This window comes from Acinetobacter sp. GG23 (assembly GCF_057766365.1).
Genome location: NZ_JBYMDJ010000009.1, coordinates 1 through 18834 on the forward strand (window position 1 = coordinate 1; position 18834 = coordinate 18834).

At 40.8% G+C, this 18834-nt stretch carries 16 protein-coding genes; 8 read left to right on the forward strand and 8 right to left on the reverse strand.

The window, feature by feature from the left end:
* Positions 1–566 precede the first annotated feature (566 nt).
* A complete protein-coding gene (locus tag AC3CAU_RS13685; RefSeq protein WP_447053418.1) occupies positions 567–1172 on the reverse strand; it encodes a LysE family translocator in 606 nt (201 codons plus the stop codon).
* Between the two features lie 114 nt (positions 1173–1286).
* Between AC3CAU_RS13685 and AC3CAU_RS13690 the strand changes: the two genes are divergently transcribed.
* Positions 1287–1781, forward strand: coding sequence for an Lrp/AsnC family transcriptional regulator (locus AC3CAU_RS13690; protein WP_424620086.1), 495 nt, complete (start codon positions 1287–1289; stop codon positions 1779–1781).
* A gap of 571 nt (positions 1782–2352) precedes the next feature.
* Here the strand turns inward: AC3CAU_RS13690 and AC3CAU_RS13695 are convergent.
* The 6 genes from AC3CAU_RS13695 to AC3CAU_RS13720 all read right to left on the reverse strand — a co-directional run bounded on the left by AC3CAU_RS13695 (position 2353) and on the right by AC3CAU_RS13720 (position 8068).
* Positions 2353–2724, reverse strand: a complete 372-nt coding sequence (locus AC3CAU_RS13695; protein WP_447053419.1) for a hypothetical protein — start codon at positions 2722–2724, stop codon at positions 2353–2355.
* 297 nt (positions 2725–3021) lie between these two features.
* The gene (gene xerA, locus AC3CAU_RS13700) at positions 3022–3915 is read right to left on the reverse strand and encodes a site-specific tyrosine recombinase/integron integrase (RefSeq protein ID WP_447054329.1); all 894 of its coding nucleotides are present in this window, start codon (positions 3913–3915) and stop codon (positions 3022–3024) included.
* Positions 3916–4171: 256 nt separating this feature from the next.
* The gene (dapF, locus tag AC3CAU_RS13705; RefSeq protein WP_131214960.1) at positions 4172–5017 is read right to left on the reverse strand and encodes a diaminopimelate epimerase; all 846 of its coding nucleotides are present in this window, start codon (positions 5015–5017) and stop codon (positions 4172–4174) included.
* A gap of 13 nt (positions 5018–5030) precedes the next feature.
* Positions 5031–6275 carry a diaminopimelate decarboxylase gene (gene lysA, locus AC3CAU_RS13710; protein ID WP_447053420.1) on the reverse strand — a complete coding sequence of 415 codons (1245 nt, stop codon included), beginning with the start codon at positions 6273–6275 and terminating at the stop codon, positions 5031–5033.
* 38 nt (positions 6276–6313) lie between these two features.
* Positions 6314–6532: an LPS translocon maturation chaperone LptM gene (gene lptM / locus AC3CAU_RS13715; protein WP_424620094.1), complete on the reverse strand. Its 219-nt coding sequence runs from the start codon at positions 6530–6532 to the stop codon at positions 6314–6316.
* Positions 6533–6664: 132 nt separating this feature from the next.
* On the reverse strand, positions 6665–8068 hold the full coding sequence (locus tag AC3CAU_RS13720) for an amino acid permease (protein ID WP_131214966.1): 1404 nt from the start codon (positions 8066–8068) through the stop codon (positions 6665–6667).
* Positions 8069–8351: 283 nt separating this feature from the next.
* Here AC3CAU_RS13720 and radA point away from each other — a divergent pair, with 283 nt between their 5' ends.
* The 3 genes from radA (at position 8352) to AC3CAU_RS13735 (ending at position 11818) form a co-directional block, all read left to right on the forward strand.
* Positions 8352–9740 (forward strand): DNA repair protein RadA, encoded by a 1389-nt coding sequence (radA, locus tag AC3CAU_RS13725; protein WP_131214969.1) that lies wholly within the window; start codon positions 8352–8354, stop codon positions 9738–9740.
* Positions 9741–9854: 114 nt separating this feature from the next.
* Positions 9855–10826, forward strand: coding sequence for a Tim44 domain-containing protein (locus tag AC3CAU_RS13730; protein ID WP_447053421.1), 972 nt, complete (start codon positions 9855–9857; stop codon positions 10824–10826).
* Between the two features lie 479 nt (positions 10827–11305).
* On the forward strand, positions 11306–11818 hold the full coding sequence (locus AC3CAU_RS13735) for a tetratricopeptide repeat protein (protein WP_447053422.1): 513 nt from the start codon (positions 11306–11308) through the stop codon (positions 11816–11818).
* A 54-nt stretch (positions 11819–11872) separates the two neighbouring features.
* Here the strand turns inward: AC3CAU_RS13735 and AC3CAU_RS13740 are convergent, their stop codons facing one another.
* Positions 11873–12397, reverse strand: coding sequence for a cysteine peptidase family C39 domain-containing protein (locus AC3CAU_RS13740; protein WP_447053423.1), 525 nt, complete (start codon positions 12395–12397; stop codon positions 11873–11875).
* 238 nt (positions 12398–12635) lie between these two features.
* On the opposite strand from AC3CAU_RS13740, the gene ahcY reads away from it, so the two are divergent.
* The 4 genes from ahcY to AC3CAU_RS13760 all read left to right on the forward strand — a co-directional run bounded on the left by ahcY (position 12636) and on the right by AC3CAU_RS13760 (position 18770).
* Positions 12636–14018: an adenosylhomocysteinase gene (gene ahcY, locus AC3CAU_RS13745; protein ID WP_131214977.1), complete on the forward strand. Its 1383-nt coding sequence runs from the start codon at positions 12636–12638 to the stop codon at positions 14016–14018.
* A gap of 157 nt (positions 14019–14175) precedes the next feature.
* Positions 14176–15012, forward strand: a complete 837-nt coding sequence (gene metF / locus AC3CAU_RS13750) for a methylenetetrahydrofolate reductase [NAD(P)H] (protein ID WP_131214979.1) — start codon at positions 14176–14178, stop codon at positions 15010–15012.
* A 30-nt stretch (positions 15013–15042) separates the two neighbouring features.
* Positions 15043–15759, forward strand: coding sequence for a 16S rRNA (uracil(1498)-N(3))-methyltransferase (locus tag AC3CAU_RS13755; RefSeq protein WP_131214981.1), 717 nt, complete (start codon positions 15043–15045; stop codon positions 15757–15759).
* A 149-nt stretch (positions 15760–15908) separates the two neighbouring features.
* A complete protein-coding gene (locus tag AC3CAU_RS13760; protein WP_447053424.1) occupies positions 15909–18770 on the forward strand; it encodes a bifunctional diguanylate cyclase/phosphodiesterase in 2862 nt (953 codons plus the stop codon).
* The last annotated feature ends 64 nt before the right edge of the window (positions 18771–18834 follow it).

Genomic DNA, 18834 nt, shown 5'->3' on the forward strand with positions numbered 1-18834 from the left:
TGTCCGGTTTAACGCGAACTTTAACGTTGGCATCAACCACACGTTTTACAGCAACAAGAGCCTTCATGTAATCCTCGGCTGTTTCAGCAAAAGTAAATATTGAGAAAAGTTATAATAACTCTTCACTTAAAATTTTTAGGTGCCCTATCTTGCAATGCGTATGGCATTTCGGTCAAGTCACAATTATCGAAAGAGCTGTAAAAATGCGTAAAATTACTTGAACTAAGCGTTCATATTTTTTTGAAGTATTTTTATTAAGATGAATTCTCTCAATATTTATTTATTTTTTAACTATTGATTCTTATTATGTTTTTATTTGATTAATATCATCAAAAGTTCTGATTTAATTCTTGTTTTCAATTATTTTATAGCTACAGGAGCTTGGCCTTGATGCCTAGCTGACTAGGTTTTAAACTGTCATTTAAGACAGATAGGAAGCTTTTTTCTGCTATATCTGTAGCAAAAACGATCATTTTTTAGAATAAACTTGTAATAAATTACTTTTAATCTACAAATTTGCTGCTACTTAAAAAGCATGCCACGGTGGCATGCTGTTCATCAGCGTGTTATTGAATGATTAACCAGGTTGCAGCAAGCATGAGCAAACTACCCGAACCGCCATCAATCCATTTTTGTTTACGTTCATCAATCTGGGTCTTTTGGGTAATTTTGGCAAAAATTAAGCTTAAACTACAGTACACCACAAAGATTAATCCGATAAAAATAAACGATAGAATCAAACCTTGAGTTACCGTATCACCGCTTTTATGAATAAACTGCGGTAAAATCGCAAAATAAATCAACATACCCTTTGGATTCAGTAAAGCGGTAAAAAAACCTTTTTGAATCGGGTTCGATGTGCTTGTGTTTTCAATCGCCAATTTTTTATTGCTTAAAACCGACTTGAGTAAACCAAAGGCCAAAAATAATAGATAAGCAATCCCGAACCAGCGAATGGTTTCAAATAACAGCGGGAAGGAAACAATGATGGCCGCAATACCGAGCGCTACCAAAACAGAATGCACCAAATACCCCAGACATATTCCTACAGTTGCCATCATGCCTGCTTTTGCATCTTTTCCCATCACTTGTGACAGGATAAATAGCATATCTGGTCCAGGTGTAAAAATAAGCGGGATAACCGTTAAGGCGAACAGTGCAAATACAGACATTTCCTTTTCCCTTTCCATGTCTTGAAAGTGAAAATTAGTATCGAATAAATACTGCAAAATAGGATTTCAAATTATTCTATAATTCTAATCATTTTTCAAATATTATTCTAATTTATGAAAATATCCACCAAGTCTGTGCGGGTAAAGCTTGATCGAATTGATAAAAATATCATTCGACACCTGCAAGCCAATGGCCGTATTCAGAATAATGATTTGGCGCGTGAAATTGGGCTGTCACCTTCATCCTGTTTGCGCCGGGTAAAATTACTGGAAGATGCAGGTGTGATTCAGAATTACACCACCATTGTCGATCAACAAAAAATTGGCTTTCAGCTGATCTTATTTTCGCGCATCTGGCTGGTCGGTCAGGACGCCGAAACCATTGACACTTTTATTGAGGCGATGAAAGAGTTGCCCCAGGTGATGGAGTGCTACATTATTTTGGGGGAAAGTGATGCCATGCTAAAAGTCGTAGTGCCTGATCTGGAAAGTTACCGTAAATTCCAGTCGACACATCTAACTAAAAAAAATGGCATTACCAGTGTTAAAACGGATTTACCCAGTCAGATTATTAAACAGAGTTTCCAGCTTCCCCTGGATGATCTTTAAGACAGGATGAGGAGGGGTACAGCTTGAGACATCGCATTTAATTTTAAAAATATGGCAAGATTCTGATCTCAAGTCGTTTTATGTACTGAACTCTAGCACTGAAATGATGCATTATTTTCCCATTGTTTAAATCGGGAAGAAAGTAATGCGCTAGTGCATAAATTTTAAAGGATTATCGAAACTCGAGGTGGGAAGTTCTGTGCGGTCGAATTAAAAAGGTAGGGGATTTTATTGACTTCACAGCATTACCTGCTCAGCCCAGTCAATTTACCTTTTCGCCCTGCATCGAAAGTACTTTGCGACTTGAGCAGAAATATTGGGGGGAGTAATAGTTTTACGACCGAAGCTACGACCGCTTGTTTAAAATTTGCTTTTGATTCACTCAAGCTCAACCTAGTGGTTGTGTATTCACTGCAGTACAAAACATCAAAGCCCACGCTGTTATGCAAGGTTTAAGTATGCAACTTAAAAACTACTTCACTTACCCTGCTTTAGAGAACAGTAACCTCTTGCAAAGACCTGTGCTTTATCAAATAAATACTATTTTATTCAGGCAGGCTAAAACATCAAATTAAATATGATAATGTTGTAAAAAATCACGGTGAATATGGCTCAAATCAATTAAATCGTATTCCTGAAGATTAAATATTTCCCACACCTCTAAAAAGTCCTGTTTTAAATCCACACCCACTGTAGCCACCGGCCGCTCTTGCCACTGCAAGTCTGAAATCCAGATATAGCCTTGTTGCGTTTCTGCATTGAACGCCTGCACCTTACCTTCTGCATTGATGCCTTGGACATGGGTGTTTTCAGGTAAAGATGGCTCAATAGTAGGCAAACTTATTTCCACAAAATGCTTCACCTGACGCAGACCATAGCCTGCAAAAATCTCTTTTTGCTCGTTACTCAGTCGATCATACTTTTCTTGAATATTTGAAATCATTTTTTTTCCCTATCATTTTTAACTTTCAAACTTGGTGTAATACCCACTCAAACAATAAATAATTTCATGACTTGGCATTAGTCATAACTTTGCATTAGTCATGCCATCTAGTTCATATGTATACTTGATTTTTATACCTGATAAATTGGCTTTTTATTATTCTACAATAGTTTAAAATGTCCATAATATTCCGCAATACTAGCTATAGATGTATTTAAGTTTCATTAATTTATATGCTAAGACTTAAAAAAATTTAAAATCACGTTGAGACAAAATTTAGCTATCTTTAAATATCTATTACATTTTCTTGAGTTGCGCACGTGGATGTGCCTGATCATAGACTTGCGCCAAATGGTCAAAATCAACATGCGTATAGATTTGCGTTGTGGTTAAATTGCTATGCCCTAACATTTCTTGAACCGCGCGCAAATCTCGACTATTTGACAACATATGACTGGCAAAACAATGACGCAATAAATGTGGATGCAAATCGACATTTACTCCGGCACGTTGCGCTTGTAATTTAACCCGATTTTCAATTTGTCTTGCGCCAAGCGGATTGCCCTTTTGAGTAATAAACACATTGGCGTCAGGGACAAAGTCACCATTCCACAAAGGATAAATTTGCAACCACAACATTACCGCGTCTTTGGCTTTAGAACCAAAAGGTACCACCCGGGTTTTATTGCCTTTACCGGTGATGCGTAAAAGCTGCCGATTAAAATCGATATCTTTAATACGCAAACCTTGTACTTCCGCCAGTCGCAAACCACTAGAATAAAGCAATTCCAAAATCGCTTTATCGCGTAACCACATTTGTTGTTCGACTGGTTTTTCAGGTTTGGATTGATCTAAAATTTGATTGATGGTTTCAATATCTACCATACCGGGTAGCGGTCTAGGCAAACGTTTCAACTGAAAATCATCGGCAGGATTAAAAGCCAGATATTGCCCTTGTTCCGCCCATTTCATGAATTGACGAATGGAAGACAAAAGACGTTGCAAACTGCTGGAACTCAGTTGCTGCTGCTCAACTTTTTGTGCCAGATATTCACGCAGATCGGTCGATTCAACATCTGCCAGATTGAGTTTTTTGATTTCACAAAAATTTAAAAAATCCGAAACATCACGCTCATAGGCCTGCAAAGTATGTTTGGACTGATTTTGAATTTGTCTTTCTTTTAGCCACATCAGCAATAATTCAGCAGGAGCACGTATCTGCATCTCAGGATCAATCACGTTTTTTCTCACTGTATTTAATCGGTGCTATCAACGGCGATTATATTATTCATGTTTAACGAGTCTTATATTCAATGCTCAAGCAGATCCCAGGATACGCTTTTTCATTTTGATTCTAGCGGTTTCATAGCTTTTTGCATAATCAATCATTCCATAAATAAAAAAGCACCATCATGCTGACAGTGCTTTTTCAGTCAAACCATCGGCTTTATTGTTGGTAAAAACTTAAATCAATACGGCCTTCATAGACATTTGCAGTTGGACCGGTCATCCAGACCACATCGCCCTCTTTCCATTCAATTTGCAACTTGCCGCCGGCAAGTTCAATTTCTACCGTATTAGCAAGCAAGCCACGGCGCATGCCTGAAATAGCAGCTGCACAAGCACCTGTGCCACATGCCAACGTTTCGCCTACACCACGTTCAAACACACGTAAACGCGCATGATTTTGATCAACAATTTGCATAAAACCGGCATTGACGCGTTGTGGAAAACGCTCATGTGCTTCAATTTGAGGCCCCATGCCAGCAACATCAGCCCTAAGCACATCTGGAACAATGGTTACTGCATGCGGATTACCCATGTTCACCACATCAATGATAATACTCTCATCATTGGCCAACTCTAAGCTGTACAAATTTTCAGGCTCATCAGCAAGGAATGGAATCTGGTTCGGCAAGAATTTTGGATAGCCCATATTCACTCGAACCCAGCCATTCTGACCCAGCTCAGGCTCAACTATACCGGCTTTGGTTTGTACTTTAATTTTGGTTTTCGTGGTCAACTGACGTTCATGCACAAAACGTGCAAAACAGCGAACTCCATTACCACATTGCTCGACTTCAGAACCATCCGCATTAAAGATACGATATTTGAAATCAACATTGGGTAAATCGGGTGGTTCAACAATAAGCAGCTGATCAAAACCAATCCCAAAATGACGATCGGCCAAGCGCTGAATAGTCATGGTATCTAGGTAAGCGCGCTGGCTGATCAGATCAACCACCATGAAGTCATTGCCCAGACCATGCATTTTAGTAAATTCTAAAAACATCCTGCATTACTCCTTAAGGCAATAAACGCTCTTTATCCCATAATGATTCAATGCTTTCACGCTCACGAATTAAGTGGGCCTGATCACTATCAACCATTACTTCAGCAGCACGACCTCGACTATTGTAGTTCGAGCTCATTACAAAACCGTATGCACCTGCACCCAATACCGCAAGCACATCATTTTCTTGAAGGGCAAGCTTGCGCTCTTTACCCAAAAAGTCACCGGTTTCACAAATTGCACCGACCACATCCCACTCTTTGGCTTCAACGTCAGAACGCGGAGTCACTTCCTGAATATCCATCCACGCTTCATACAAAGCAGGACGAATCAGGTCATTCATTGCCGCATCAATAATGGCGAAGTTACGGTGATTGGTCGGTTTCAACAAATCAACTTTAGTCAGCAAGACACCCGCATTGGCGGAAATGCTGCGCCCCGGCTCCATATACACTTTTAAACCGAGTTTTTCTAAAGCCGGTTTCAACGCATTGGCATATTCGACAACGGTTGGCGGAGTTTCATCTTTATAAGTCACCCCCAAACCACCGCCGATGTCGATGTGTTTTAGATTAATACCGAGTTCTTTCAATTTTGCGATCATCATGATCACGCGATCAAGCGCATCTACGAAGGGTTGCGTTTCTGTTAGTTGTGAACCAATGTGACAGTCGATACCGACCACGTCCAGATTTGGTAAAGATGCTGCATATTGATAGGTTTCAAATACGCTGTCCGAGGGAATACCAAATTTATTTTCTTTTAAGCCCGTCGAAATATAAGGATGGGTTTTGGCATCGACATCTGGATTGACCCGTAGAGAAATCGGGGCTTTTTTACCCAGTTTAGCTGCCACTTTTTGAATGCGATCCAGTTCGGCATAGGATTCAACGTTAAAGCAGGCAATTCCGACTTCCAAGGCTTTTTTAATGTCCGCTTCTGATTTACCCAAGCCAGAGAACACAATTTTAGCTGCCTCACCGCCCGCTTTAAGCACGCGTGCAAGTTCACCGCCAGTGACAATATCAAAACCTGCACCCAGCTTTGCCAGTACATTCAATACCGCAATATTAGAGTTCGACTTTACCGCGAAACAAATTTGATGATCGATAAAGCTAAATGCACGATCCATATCGAGATAATGCTTTTCAAAAGTGGCTTTTGAATAAACATAAAGTGGCGTGCCAAATTGCTGCGCAAGTTGTTGCAACGAACATTGCTCTGCGTGCAGAACCCCATTAATGCGGGTAAAACTCATGAATCTATCCTTTCGATGACGCGTTTAGATATTGAAAATTAATTCGTTTCAGCAGATGAAGTAGGGAGCTCTTGTACCGGAGCTGCTTCCTCCTTAGCCGAAGATTGCTGTTTTGAATCGACATTGGGATATAACAAATATTTCGAACGCTTGTCGTAATTCTGATCATTCGGTAACTGTAAAGCTCCGGATTGACCACAACCGACCAAGGCAAAAGCTGTTGCCAATAAACTGATGTAGCAAATGACAAGACGCATCTGACCACCTATCCTATATTTTCGAAGAAGTATAACTCGATCACCGCCGTGACCAAAGGGCTAAACGCTAGAGATTATCGCTAGTTAAAAAAAAACGCCAGTTTCAAACTGGCGTTTTCACAAACAAAGGGCTTATTTATGTTTCGGTTTGTAGAAACCAAAGTAACCAATAATCAAAATAATGAACCAGATTGGACTTACCATCAGCGCTTTCATGGTATCTGCTTCTAAGGACAAGACGTAAATCATGCCAATAAAGAAGATGATTACCAGCCAACAGGTAAATAATCCACCCGGTAATTTAAAGGTTGACTTGGCATGCAGTTCTGGACGGGTTTTATAGTAGACAATATAACTCCAGATAATCATCAACCATACACAGATGAACAAAATGGTGGAAAGCGTGGTTGCCAGAGTAAAGGCTTCAACGGTGTTTGGTACAAAATACTGAAGTGCAGCACCCAGAAGTAAACACACCGCAGAGAAATACAAGGCATTCGCTGGAACCGCACGTTTGTTTAAATGCCCGAATGCCTTTGGACCTTGTTCTTCACGTGACAGACCGAATAGCATCCGGCTGGTCGAGAATACCCCACTGTTCATGGATGACATGACTGAAGACAACACCACCAGATTCATGATAATCGCTGCTGCAGCAATGCCTGCTTGGCTAAACAGGTTTACAAACGGACTGATGGTTGGATCAATTTTATTCCATGGCGTCACCGACATTACAATCACCAATGCCAATACATAGAAAATGATGATACGAATCGGAATTGAGTTAACCGCTTTAGGTAAGTTACGCTCTGGATCTTTGGTTTCAGCTGCAGTTGTACCGACCAGTTCTACCCCAACAAAGGCAAATATCGCAATCTGGAAGCCTGCCAGGAACCCGGATACTCCAGTGGGGAAAATCCCGTCATGTGACCAGAGATGGGTAAATGACGCTACTTCACCTGCAGTTGAAGTGAATCCGGTAAAGATCATCCATAAACCGACAGCAATCAGTACCACAATGGCAATAATCTTGATCAAGGCAAACCAGAACTCTAATTCACCGAATAATTTAACGGTAACCAGATTCAAGCCCATAATAAAGATGATGGCTGCCACACTGATCATTACCCCTTCTCCAGGCGTAAACGGCAGCCCTCCGTTAAAGAATTGAAGGTAATAAATAATTGCAGATAAGTCAGCAATACCGATGGTGATCCAGCACAGCCAATAGGTCCATCCAACAAAATAACCCGCCCATGGACCAATTAAATCTGTGGCAAAATCAATAAAAGACTTATATTGCAGGTTAGACAGTAACAGTTCGCCAAGCGCACGCATGACCAAAAAAACCATAAAACCAATAATCATATAAATGATCAGAATTGAAGGACCGGCCAAGCTGATGGTTTTACCCGAGCCCATGAATAAGCCTGTACCAATCGCCCCGCCAATCGCAATAAGTTGCAAATGCCGATTCGACAGACTTCGTTGAAGCTCACCATCTGCAGCAGATGAACTATGGTTTTCATTTGACATTGTTATTTTCGTCTCTCAAATTTCGTGTGATAAAAGTAGCTCAAATTAAAAAAAATAAATAAAGTTTTTGAGCGATTATTTAATATTTTTCAAGCCTAAGTGTGTTTCTGTCGCTTTTTCATTCAAATTCAATCCCTTTTATGTTCCTCAGTTCATTTCCCTTAGATTTAGCAGTTTACGTGCCAAGATTAAGAATGGCCAAATTTTATGCAAAAAATTGTATTTCTATACAGCTATTGCTACATTTCTCCTCAATCTTCTTATTTATATAGATAATACTTCAATGAGCAAAGTCAAAACTGTGTACCGTTGCGAACAATGTGGAGCTGACCACCCTAAATGGGCGGGTCAATGTACAGATTGCGGTGAATGGAATAGTCTGACTGAAGTCCGTGTTGAGCCAACCGTGAGCCATCGCGCACAACCGAAAATAGGTGGATATGCAGGTCAAGCGGCAACTATTACTACTTTAAATAAAGTTTCCGTTTCACATGAATCACGCTTAGCAACTGGCATTAGTGAATTTGACCGTGTTCTAGGCGGTGGCCTGGTGACCGGTTCTGTGGTGCTGATTGGCGGTGACCCGGGAATTGGTAAATCCACGATTCTTTTACAAACTGCCACTCATATGGCATCTGCAAAAAGTTCTGCGCTTTATGTCACCGGTGAGGAATCACTTTCGCAAGTGGCATTGCGTGCCCACCGTTTAGAGTTACCGACAGACCATCTTCAAGTCATGGCGGAAACCTGTGTGGAACGCATTTGTGAAGTCTTGGCGCAAGTACGTCCTGCCGTTGCCATCCTCGATTCGATTCAAACGCTTTACACTGAAACCCTGCAATCTGCACCGGGTGGTGTATCTCAAATTCGTGAATCTGCCGCATTACTGACCCGTTTTGCTAAAAATAGTGGCACCTCATTATTTCTTGTGGGGCATGTGACCAAAGAAGGTGCTTTAGCGGGTCCACGTGTTTTAGAGCACATGGTCGATTGCGTATTGTATTTTGAAGGTCAGTCTGACTCACGTTATCGCATGATTCGTGCGGTGAAAAACCGTTTTGGTGCAGTCAATGAGTTGGGCGTGTTCGGCATGACCGAGAAAGGCTTGCGTGAAGTTTCCAATCCGTCCGCTATTTTCTTAAGTCGTTATGATGAAGCCATTCCCGGTTCGATTGTGATGATTAGCCGCGAAGGCACTCGCCCACTCCTGGTTGAAGTGCAAGCTTTGGTGGATGATGCACATGGCCAACCGCGTCGTGTAGCCTTAGGTTTAGATCAAAACCGGCTGAATATGTTGCTTGCGGTGATGCACCGTCACGGTGGCGTCCAAACTGCCGGACAAGATGTCTACGTCAATGTGGTCGGTGGTTTAAAAATTACCGAAACTGGTTCTGACTTGGCTGTTTTACTGGCTTGTGCTTCAAGCTTGCGTGGTAAAGCATTACCTCAGCAGCTAGCGGTGTTTGGTGAAGTTGGACTATCGGGTGAAATTCGCCCTGTGCCGAATGGCCAGGAACGTTTAAAAGAAGCCGTTAAGCATGGTTTTAAATACATTATTTTGCCAAGAGGCAATGCGCCACAAAAACCGATTCCAAATGTGCAGATCATTTCTGTAGCACGCTTACATGAAGCATTAAGTGAAGCCATGAGCTTAAGTGAAGAATTGGCTTAAGCTTCAACATATGAAAGATTATGTAAAAAAAACACCATTTTGATATTGAAATTCGATGCAAATGACTGCATAACTATAGGGCTATAATTTATTTTTTTATTTAGGAAAAATTCGATGGAAGTTCGACAGCGTGGTTTGATGGCAAGTCTTTTAATGGCCGCTTTGGTGGTTGCACCAATGGCTGAAGCGAAACGTGCAGGTGGTGGTAAAAGCCACGGCATGAGTCGTTCTGCTGCTCCAAGCCAATCTTACCAACAACCGCGTCAAGCTACTCCTGCCCCACAACCGACTACCGCACCTGCTCAAAAATCAGGTTCTGGCGTAGGTAAAATGGTTGCTGCTGGTGTTGCTGGTGCTGCGATTGGTGCAGTTGCAGCAAATGCAATGGCGGATGATAAACCTGCTGCAAGCGGTGCTGAGGCTACAGCACAACAGCAGGAAGAAAAAGGCGGACTTCCAAGCTGGATCTGGATTCTTCTAGCAGCTGCAGTCGCATTCTTCTTGTTCCGTAAATTCGGAGCAAAAAAAAAACTAGCCGCTAACAATCCTTATGCACCAAACAATGCTGGAAATACAGCACCGTTTGGTCAACAAAATGCAGCACCACGTACTTCAAATGACAACAGCAATATTTTTGGCCAGTCAGTAGGTGGTTCTGCAGGGGCAGCAACTCAAGCTCCATTTGGTAATGCTTCAACCAGCAATGGCAATCAATTGCCAGATGGTACTGAACCTGCCGCATTCTTGCGTGTTGCTCGTCAGCGCTTCAACCATATTCAGTCAATGAATACAGCAAGCAACATTGCTGAAATTCAACGTTATTTGACACCTGATCTTTATCAGTCTATGTATAACGACATTATGGCGAACCAAGATCAGGATGTGGCTGAATTCTCTAACCTGAATGCCATGGTTACCGATTCTTCAACTGAAAATGGTCAGTATGTGGTCAGCGTTCGTTTTACGGGTACTGTAAGCGAAGATTTAAACAGCTTACCGCAACCTTTTGCAGAAGTTTGGCATTTCACCAAACCTGCAGGTTCTAACCAGGAATGGTTGGTTGCCGGTATTCAACAAGAGGCTTAAGCTCTTTTGAGCTAAAAACAGCGACTTCGGTCGCTGTTTTTTATAATGATATTAAATCAAAGGTCAGTTTTAATCCCCCCTCATTGTATTTCAATTAGGCTGTGTCCTAACTAGGTGCATATCTAGCACCAAATTAAATCTTTAATTGTAAACTTAAAGTATCTAAAATCGCCTTATCAGCATTTCCGGCCGGAGTTTGCTGCTCCTTGTTTTAGTGATTTGTATTTTCCAAGGTAGTTTAAGTAGCATGATCAGCTATTGGGTGGGTGTACTCACCTTCTCTGTTTTATTTGTCGGATTGTGTTTAAGTTACTTTGAATCCAGGATTAAGAAGATCACAATTGCAACCGCAATGATTTGGGTTATCAGCACGCTCACCTATTTAATCTAAAATTGAACAGTGTAAAAAACCAATCTTCAGATTGGCTTTTTTGTAGCAAACATTTAGGCTATAGCAATTATGTGCTTTGGATGTTTGAATGTCTGATCTCCCTATTTCTACCGAACTTTTTAACCGTGCGATGGCAGGCAATCGTGATGCACAATTTGAGCTTGCTGAAATTTATATGCAAAGTGAAAATGATGAACATGTTGCACTTGCTGAAGAATGGGCACTTAAAGCCGCTCAACTGGGTCATGTCGAAGCCATGTACTGGCTGGGTGAAGGTTATGCATTTTATGCAAAAGACATGCGGGCAGAAGATCCAGAGGAAGCAAAAACCTATTTTGAACATGCTTACCGCTGGTTAGAACAAGCAGCGAAACATAAACATCCTGCTGCTCTTTTAGAGTTATCGAATTTTTATCGCCGCGGCGATGTAGTGGAAAAAGATGTGACCAAGTCGGTTGAATTGGTCAAGCAAGCTGCGGAACTGGGTGAAGTTCAAGCCATGCGTGATTTAGCCTGTATTTATGAGCACGGCTTGGGTATCGATGTGGATGAGGAAAAAGCCGATTATTGGCATGATAAAGCTCAATCTGCTGAAGAATAATTGGATGAAAAAGCCCATCAAATGATGGGCTTTTGTTTGATACAGTTTTAAGTATTAATTCTCGATATAATCATTTGTTTCAACAACAATCACTTGTCGGCAAATCCCTTCCGCTTTACGTTGCTGCTCAAAAACTGAAGCTGGCATGGGATCAAAACTGTCAAAGAAACAGATTTCATCCGCATTTACATCATAAACAAATGAATGATTACCCACGCCTTCTAATGTGTCGTAATAGACAATCACAAATTTATTTTGATCAAACGCTCGTTGTATTTGCTGATAATTTAATGCAGGTAAAATAGGTAAACCCAGTTGTTCAGCTTCTTGGTAACTGAGTTTTTCACCCTCCTGAAGATCAAGATCATGATCGGTATAAAACTGAATGTTAAAACCAAACTTTTTTAATGCTACAGCTAGACCGATGGTTGTCGTGCCATTTTCAGCATCATATCCACATACCTCTACCAGTTGCTGAATATCGGCATCAATGCCTAAGTGTTGCAGCAACATCCATACCGCAAAAATTCCACCATTTGCTTCTAGATTGGCTAATTCTTCAGGCATTTCTAAGGCCATAATTTTCATCCCAAATATGATTGTGCTGATAATAATCAATTTCAGATTGGAACAAAATCAATTTCCAAGTACAATAGCCCGCTAGTCGAGGGATGCTGCGACTTTCTTACAGGCATATAAACGTAAGATCGCTAGGCTCGACGATTCGGTCACAAGTACTCTGAGTAAATCAGGTTCTGATCAAAAACGGCATCCGCGAACATAACGATCCAATCTATTTTTATCCTAGGAGATCCTGATGAACGCGGTTAATGCTTCATTTACAGATTATAAAGTTGCCGATATTTCACTTGCTGAATACGGTCGTAAAGAAATCAAACTTGCTGAAGCAGAAATGCCAGCACTTATGGGTTTGCGTAAACGCTACTCAGCAGCTAAACCACTTGCAGGCGCGAAAATTCTCGGCTGTATCCACATGACCATTCAAACTGCCGTTTTAATTGAAACGCTTGTTGAACTGGGTGCAGAAGTTCGCTGGACTTCATGCAATATCTTCTCTACTCAAGATCACGCTGCCGCTGCAATGGCTGCACGCGGTATTCCTGTTTTTGCTTGGAAAGGTGAAACTGAAGAAGAATACATGTGGTGTCTTGAACAGCAAATCAATGTAAATGGCAAACCTTGGGATGCCAACATGATTCTGGATGATGGCGGTGACTTGACTGCTGTTGTTCATGAAAAATATCCAGAACTGATTGCTAAAATCCATGGTGTGACTGAAGAAACCACCACAGGTGTGCAACGTCTTTATGAAATGTTACGTGATGGTACTTTGAAAGTTCCTGCAATCAACGTAAACGATTCAGTGACTAAATCTAAAAACGACAACAAATATGGTTGCCGCCACTCTCTAAACGATGCGATCAAACGCGGTACTGACATGTTGATGTCTGGTCGTCGTGCACTTGTGATTGGTTACGGTGACGTAGGTAAAGGTTCTGCTCAGTCTCTTCGTCAAGAAGGCATGATTGTTCGTGTAACTGAAGTTGATCCAATCTGTGCGATGCAAGCATGTATGGACGGTTACGAAGTTGTATCTCCATACAAAAATGGTGTGCAAACGGGCAAGAAAGAAGACATCAATGTTGACCTTCTTCAAAACACTGACCTGATCGTAACGACTACGGGTAATTACCACGTATGTGACGCTGCAATGTTAGATACATTAAAAGCAGGTTCTGTGGTGTGTAATATCGGTCACTTTGACACTGAGATCGATACCAACTACTTACGTGGTTACAAATGGGTTGAAGTTAAGCCTCAAGTACATCAGGTTTATCGTTCAGAAGATGAAAATAACTATTTGATTCTTCTTTCTGAAGGCCGTTTGGTTAACCTAGGTAATGCAACGGGTCACCCATCACGTGTGATGGATGGTTCTTTTGCTAACCAGGTATTGGCTCAAATGCATTTGTTCGCTGAAAAGTTTGCTGATCTTCCTGAAGAGCAAAAACAAGCTGCGCTTCGTGTAGAACTCCTTCCTAAGAAATTGGATGAAGAAGTTGCTGCTGCAATGGTTGCGGGCTTTGGTGGTGTATTGACTACATTAACTCAAGAACAAGCTGACTACCTTGGCGTACAAGTTGAAGGTCCATTCAAATCCGAGACTTATAAATACTAAGTTTTAATCTTTTTCCCTCATCCTAGCCTTCTCCCCGAGGGAGAAGGAACTGACCATTTTTAACAGTAAAGTGAGAAGTTCCCTCTTCTTTTAGGAGAGGGCTAGGGAGAGGTTTAAATAAATTTAAAAAAAGTATTTATAAAAAAGGATTTGAAAAATGACCAAACGTGTCCCAATTTCGTTTGAATTTTTTCCGACCAAAACTGATGTTGGTGCGGAAAAACTTCGTGTTGTTCATAAAGAATTACAACTGTTAAATCCTGAATTCTTTTCAGTGACTTATGGGGCTGGTGGTTCCACTCGTGAACGCACACTCGCTGCAATCAATGACTTCAATGGCAAAGGCACACCTGTAGCCCCTCACCTCTCTTGTATTGGTGATGATAAGGCCCGTATTGCAGAATTGCTGGATTTGTACAAATCGCAAGGTATCGACCGTATTGTTGCGCTTCGTGGTGACTTGCCTTCCGGTCAGGTCGGCTTGGGCGAATTGCCTTATGCACAGGATCTGGTTCGTTTTATTCGTGAGCATTCAGGCAATCATTTCACCATTGAAGTGGCTGCTTATCCTGAAATGCATCCACAAGCAGACAGCTTTGATAGAGATATTCAACACTTTGTCGAAAAAGCCAATGCCGGTGCCAATGCCGCTTTAACACAGTTTTTCTTTAATCCAGATGCATACTTCTACTTTGTAGATCGTATTCAAAAAGAAGGCGTGAATATTCCAGTAGCTCCCGGCATTATGCCTATTACCAATGCAAGCAACCTGATTCGCTTCGCAGATGGTACAGGCGCTGAAATTCCGCGTTGGATTCGCAAGCAATTGGCCACTTATGGAGACGACGCTGCTTCAATCAAGGCTTTTGGTCATGAAGTTGTGGTGAAATTGTGTGAACGTCTGCTTGCAGGCGGCGCCCCGAGCTTGCACTTCTATACCATGAACACGACAGACCCAACACGTCAACTCGTGACTGATCTGGGTTTAGCTTAATTTTTAATTTGATTTGTGAGTAATACTTAAATGCCGCGTTTTTATACTGAAGCTGATTTGGCGGTTGATCTGAATGTTGAATTAACCGAAACGGTTTTTCATCATTGGGTAAAAGTATTACGTGCACAAGTCGGCGAAAAAGCCACCTTGTTCAATGGACAAGGTGGTGAATACGACGTGACGCTTGTTGAGGTTTCAAAAAAATCAGCAAACGTTTCTGTCGATACCTTCAATCCTGATGATCGTACCCCTGCATTTACAGCCTTACTTGGTCAAGTGATGAGTAAAGGTGACCGTATGGATTATGCGATTCAAAAAGCCACAGAACTTGGGGTTTCTAAAATTCAGCTGCTGACCTCTGAACGTTGTGAGATGCGCCTTAAGTATGATCGAGACCAAAAGAAAATAGATCACTGGCAAGGTATTGCCATCGCTGCTTGTGAGCAATGTGGAATGAATAAAGTTCCTGAAGTGTTAGCGCCGCTCTCTTTGCAGGACTGGTTAGCCAGTGAACTCCCGACCACAAAATTAGTACTTGCACCTAATAAAGATCAAGTCGATGTTTTAGCTGATGCCACACCTGATATTGCACTACTCATTGGCCCTGAAGGTGGACTCAGCGAGGCTGAAATACAATTATCCAACAATACTGGATTCATCAATTGGTGTATTGGCAATCGCGTTCTACGCACAGAAACCGCTCCAATTGTAGCTTTATCTATTTTAAATTATAAATTAACTGTATAGTTCATCCGATTTTAGATAAATACTACTGGATTCGATTGATTTTTTTAAATAACATTATTAATCTTGATTTAAAATAAAACTGGGTTTTTGAACATGGTTAATATTTAGAAAATAATTTATCGTAAAACAAGAATAAGGTTTCTGCTTATATGCCAGATATTCAAGATGAGTATGTTAAACAGCATGTAAGTGCTGCTCAAATTACAAATACGATTCGACTCAGTCAATTCTTTCTCGTCAGTATTTTAATCGTTTCCTTATATGTCTATTGCATTTACCAATTTTATTTTACAAAACCATCTTTCTATTTCAATTTATGGTTTATTACTACCGAACTCTTGAGTTGTCTAAGTTTACTCATTACCAGTATTTATTTTAAACCACATAATTTCGCTCTAAATCACGCTCATCGCTGGCTGCAATTTCAGTGTTGGGCAATAGGGTGTTCTATTGCTGTTGGCACGAGTCTGATTTACTACTATCTACCGCAATATAACCCTAATTTCAGCTACGTGAATGCTTTAATTCTTTCAGCTCTATTACTGATTGTAAGCCAGTCATTTGCCCTGACTTTTTTAACTCAACGTTTAAATTATTTTTGCTTAGCCTTTATTCCAGCACTTTTCCCTTATCTTGCCTCGCAGTTTATTAGCACAGAAACTTCTAATCATTTATTTCATTTGTCGCTCAACTTCATCCTTATTGTTATTTTACTTTGTGCAAATATAAGCTCGCGTATTCATAACCGCATTTCAGTGCTTTACTCCAAAAATAATCGCTTGGTTAAAAATGCCGAACAACAGGTCGTCTGGACAGATGAGTTATGCCAACAGTTGCAAACTGAAATTAATAAATCCAAAAATATTGAATTACAACTTCAACTGAATAATCAACTGCTTGAACAAAAAGTCAAAGAACGAACTTTTGATATTGCTAAAATGAATACTGATTTAGAGAACCAGCAACATAATCTTATGTTGGCCCATGGAGTTGCGGGACTTCGACCTTGGGACTGGAATATCAAGGATCGTGAAATCCTAGTGACCGACTATAAGCACCAAAAGACATTAAAACCTTCAAAACAACATCATCATCAGCTAAAAAATATCATTCATCCCGATGATATCGAACACTTCAAAACCTCGATGAAGCAAAACTTACGTGGTCAAACTGACCTATATGAAGCCACTTATCGCCTTCAAAATAGCCAAGGCAAATGGAAATGGGTACATGATATTGGTAAAGTCATTACGCGTGACCCGACCACTCAAAGGCCGTTGCGGATGGTCGGCATTCGTCGTGATATTCACCAGGAACGTACTGATCAGGAACGTTTAAAATTTGCAGCAAATGTACTGCAACAAGCTGCTGAAGGAATCTTCATTCTTAATGAACAACTTTGCTATATTGATGTCAATCCATTTTATGAACAGTTAACTGGTTTCACTCACGATCAAATTATTGGCAAACATTTATTTGATATTGTTGCAAACGTTAAGTCTCAACAAAAAAGCAGTCATTCGTCCCTGATTCAGCAACTAAATAAAATGGGTGAGTTTGATGGCGAACTCAATGAAAAATTTCTTTCTGGTAAAGAATTTACAATCTGGATGCGTATTAATGCCATTAGCGATGAAAAAAATCGTGTCACGCACTATATTGGTATTGTCTCTGATTTAACTGAACGCAAACTGCAAGAACAGCGTTTGTCCTATTTAGAAAATTACGATCCACTGACCGATTTACCGAATCGCTTTTATTACAACTATCAATTACATCAATATTTAGTCAGTCAAAAGGATTCGATTGAACAACTCGCCGTGATTCGTCTAAATATTGATCGCTTCAGGCCATTGAATGAATTTCTAAGCAATAGCGGCGGGGATGAACTATTACGCCAAGTGGCGCAACGACTCCGGCTTACCAATGCTGAAGCCTTATTTGTCGCGCATCTAAATGGTGATGACTTTGCCATTGTCTATGAAATCTCGCATATTCGCCCATCGGTTCAGCATCACTGTGAACAGATGAATAAAGCATTTTCATTGCCATTTAACATTTTTGGTCAGGATCATATTATTAACCTGTCGATGGGAATAGCTTTCTATCCTGAAAATGGCCGTCAGCTGGATTATCTAAATAATTGTGCCGAACAGGCACTGACCGAAGCAAAAAGCTTAGGCGGTAATACCATCCGCTTTTATTCCAATAAAAATACCACCCTACTTGAGCAAGGAATTTATCTGGAGCGTGATTTACGACTCGCCATTAACAATAACGAACTGATTGTTTACTATCAGCCCAAAATTAATTTTAGCGACCAGAACATTTATGGTTTTGAAGCGTTGGTTCGCTGGAACCATCCAAGCAAAGGTATTATTCCACCGGACTTGTTCATTCCCCTTGCAGAGCAAACCAGTTTGATCTCGGATATTGGCAGAATTGTTATACGACAAACCGCTAAACAAATTAGGAACTGGAATGATTTAGGCTTTAATAATATATGTGTCTCAGTCAATGTAGTTGCACAGCAATTGCAACGTGGACAGTTACTCGAAGACCTCGATCATGCCATTAAGACCTATAAAATTTCCGGCAGTAGCCTGGAACTTGAAATTACTGAATCATCGTTACTTGAAAATTCAGTCACCGTTAAAAATCTGCTCGATGAGATCAAAAAACGGCAGATCAATATTTCTTTAGATGATTTTGGAACCGGCTACTCTTCCCTGTCTTATCTTGCTGATTTTCCAATTGATATATTGAAAATTGACCGTAGTTTTGTTTCTAGAATTGGACAAAATAAACAAGAAGCTATTGTCAGTGCCATGATTGCCATGGGCAAAGCGATGGGGATGGTGGTGGTTGCAGAAGGCATTGAAACACAGCAACAAATGCAATACTTACAAGATCTGGAATGTGACATTGCCCAAGGCTTCTTATTTTCAAAACCCTTGCCTGAAAGTGAAGCAACTATCTTCCTGGAACAACATCGACTTATACCTTCTTAATATAAGTCGACACAGCTAAATATCAGTTTGCTTGAAAATGGCAGATTCGCGACTGTGCTAAGGT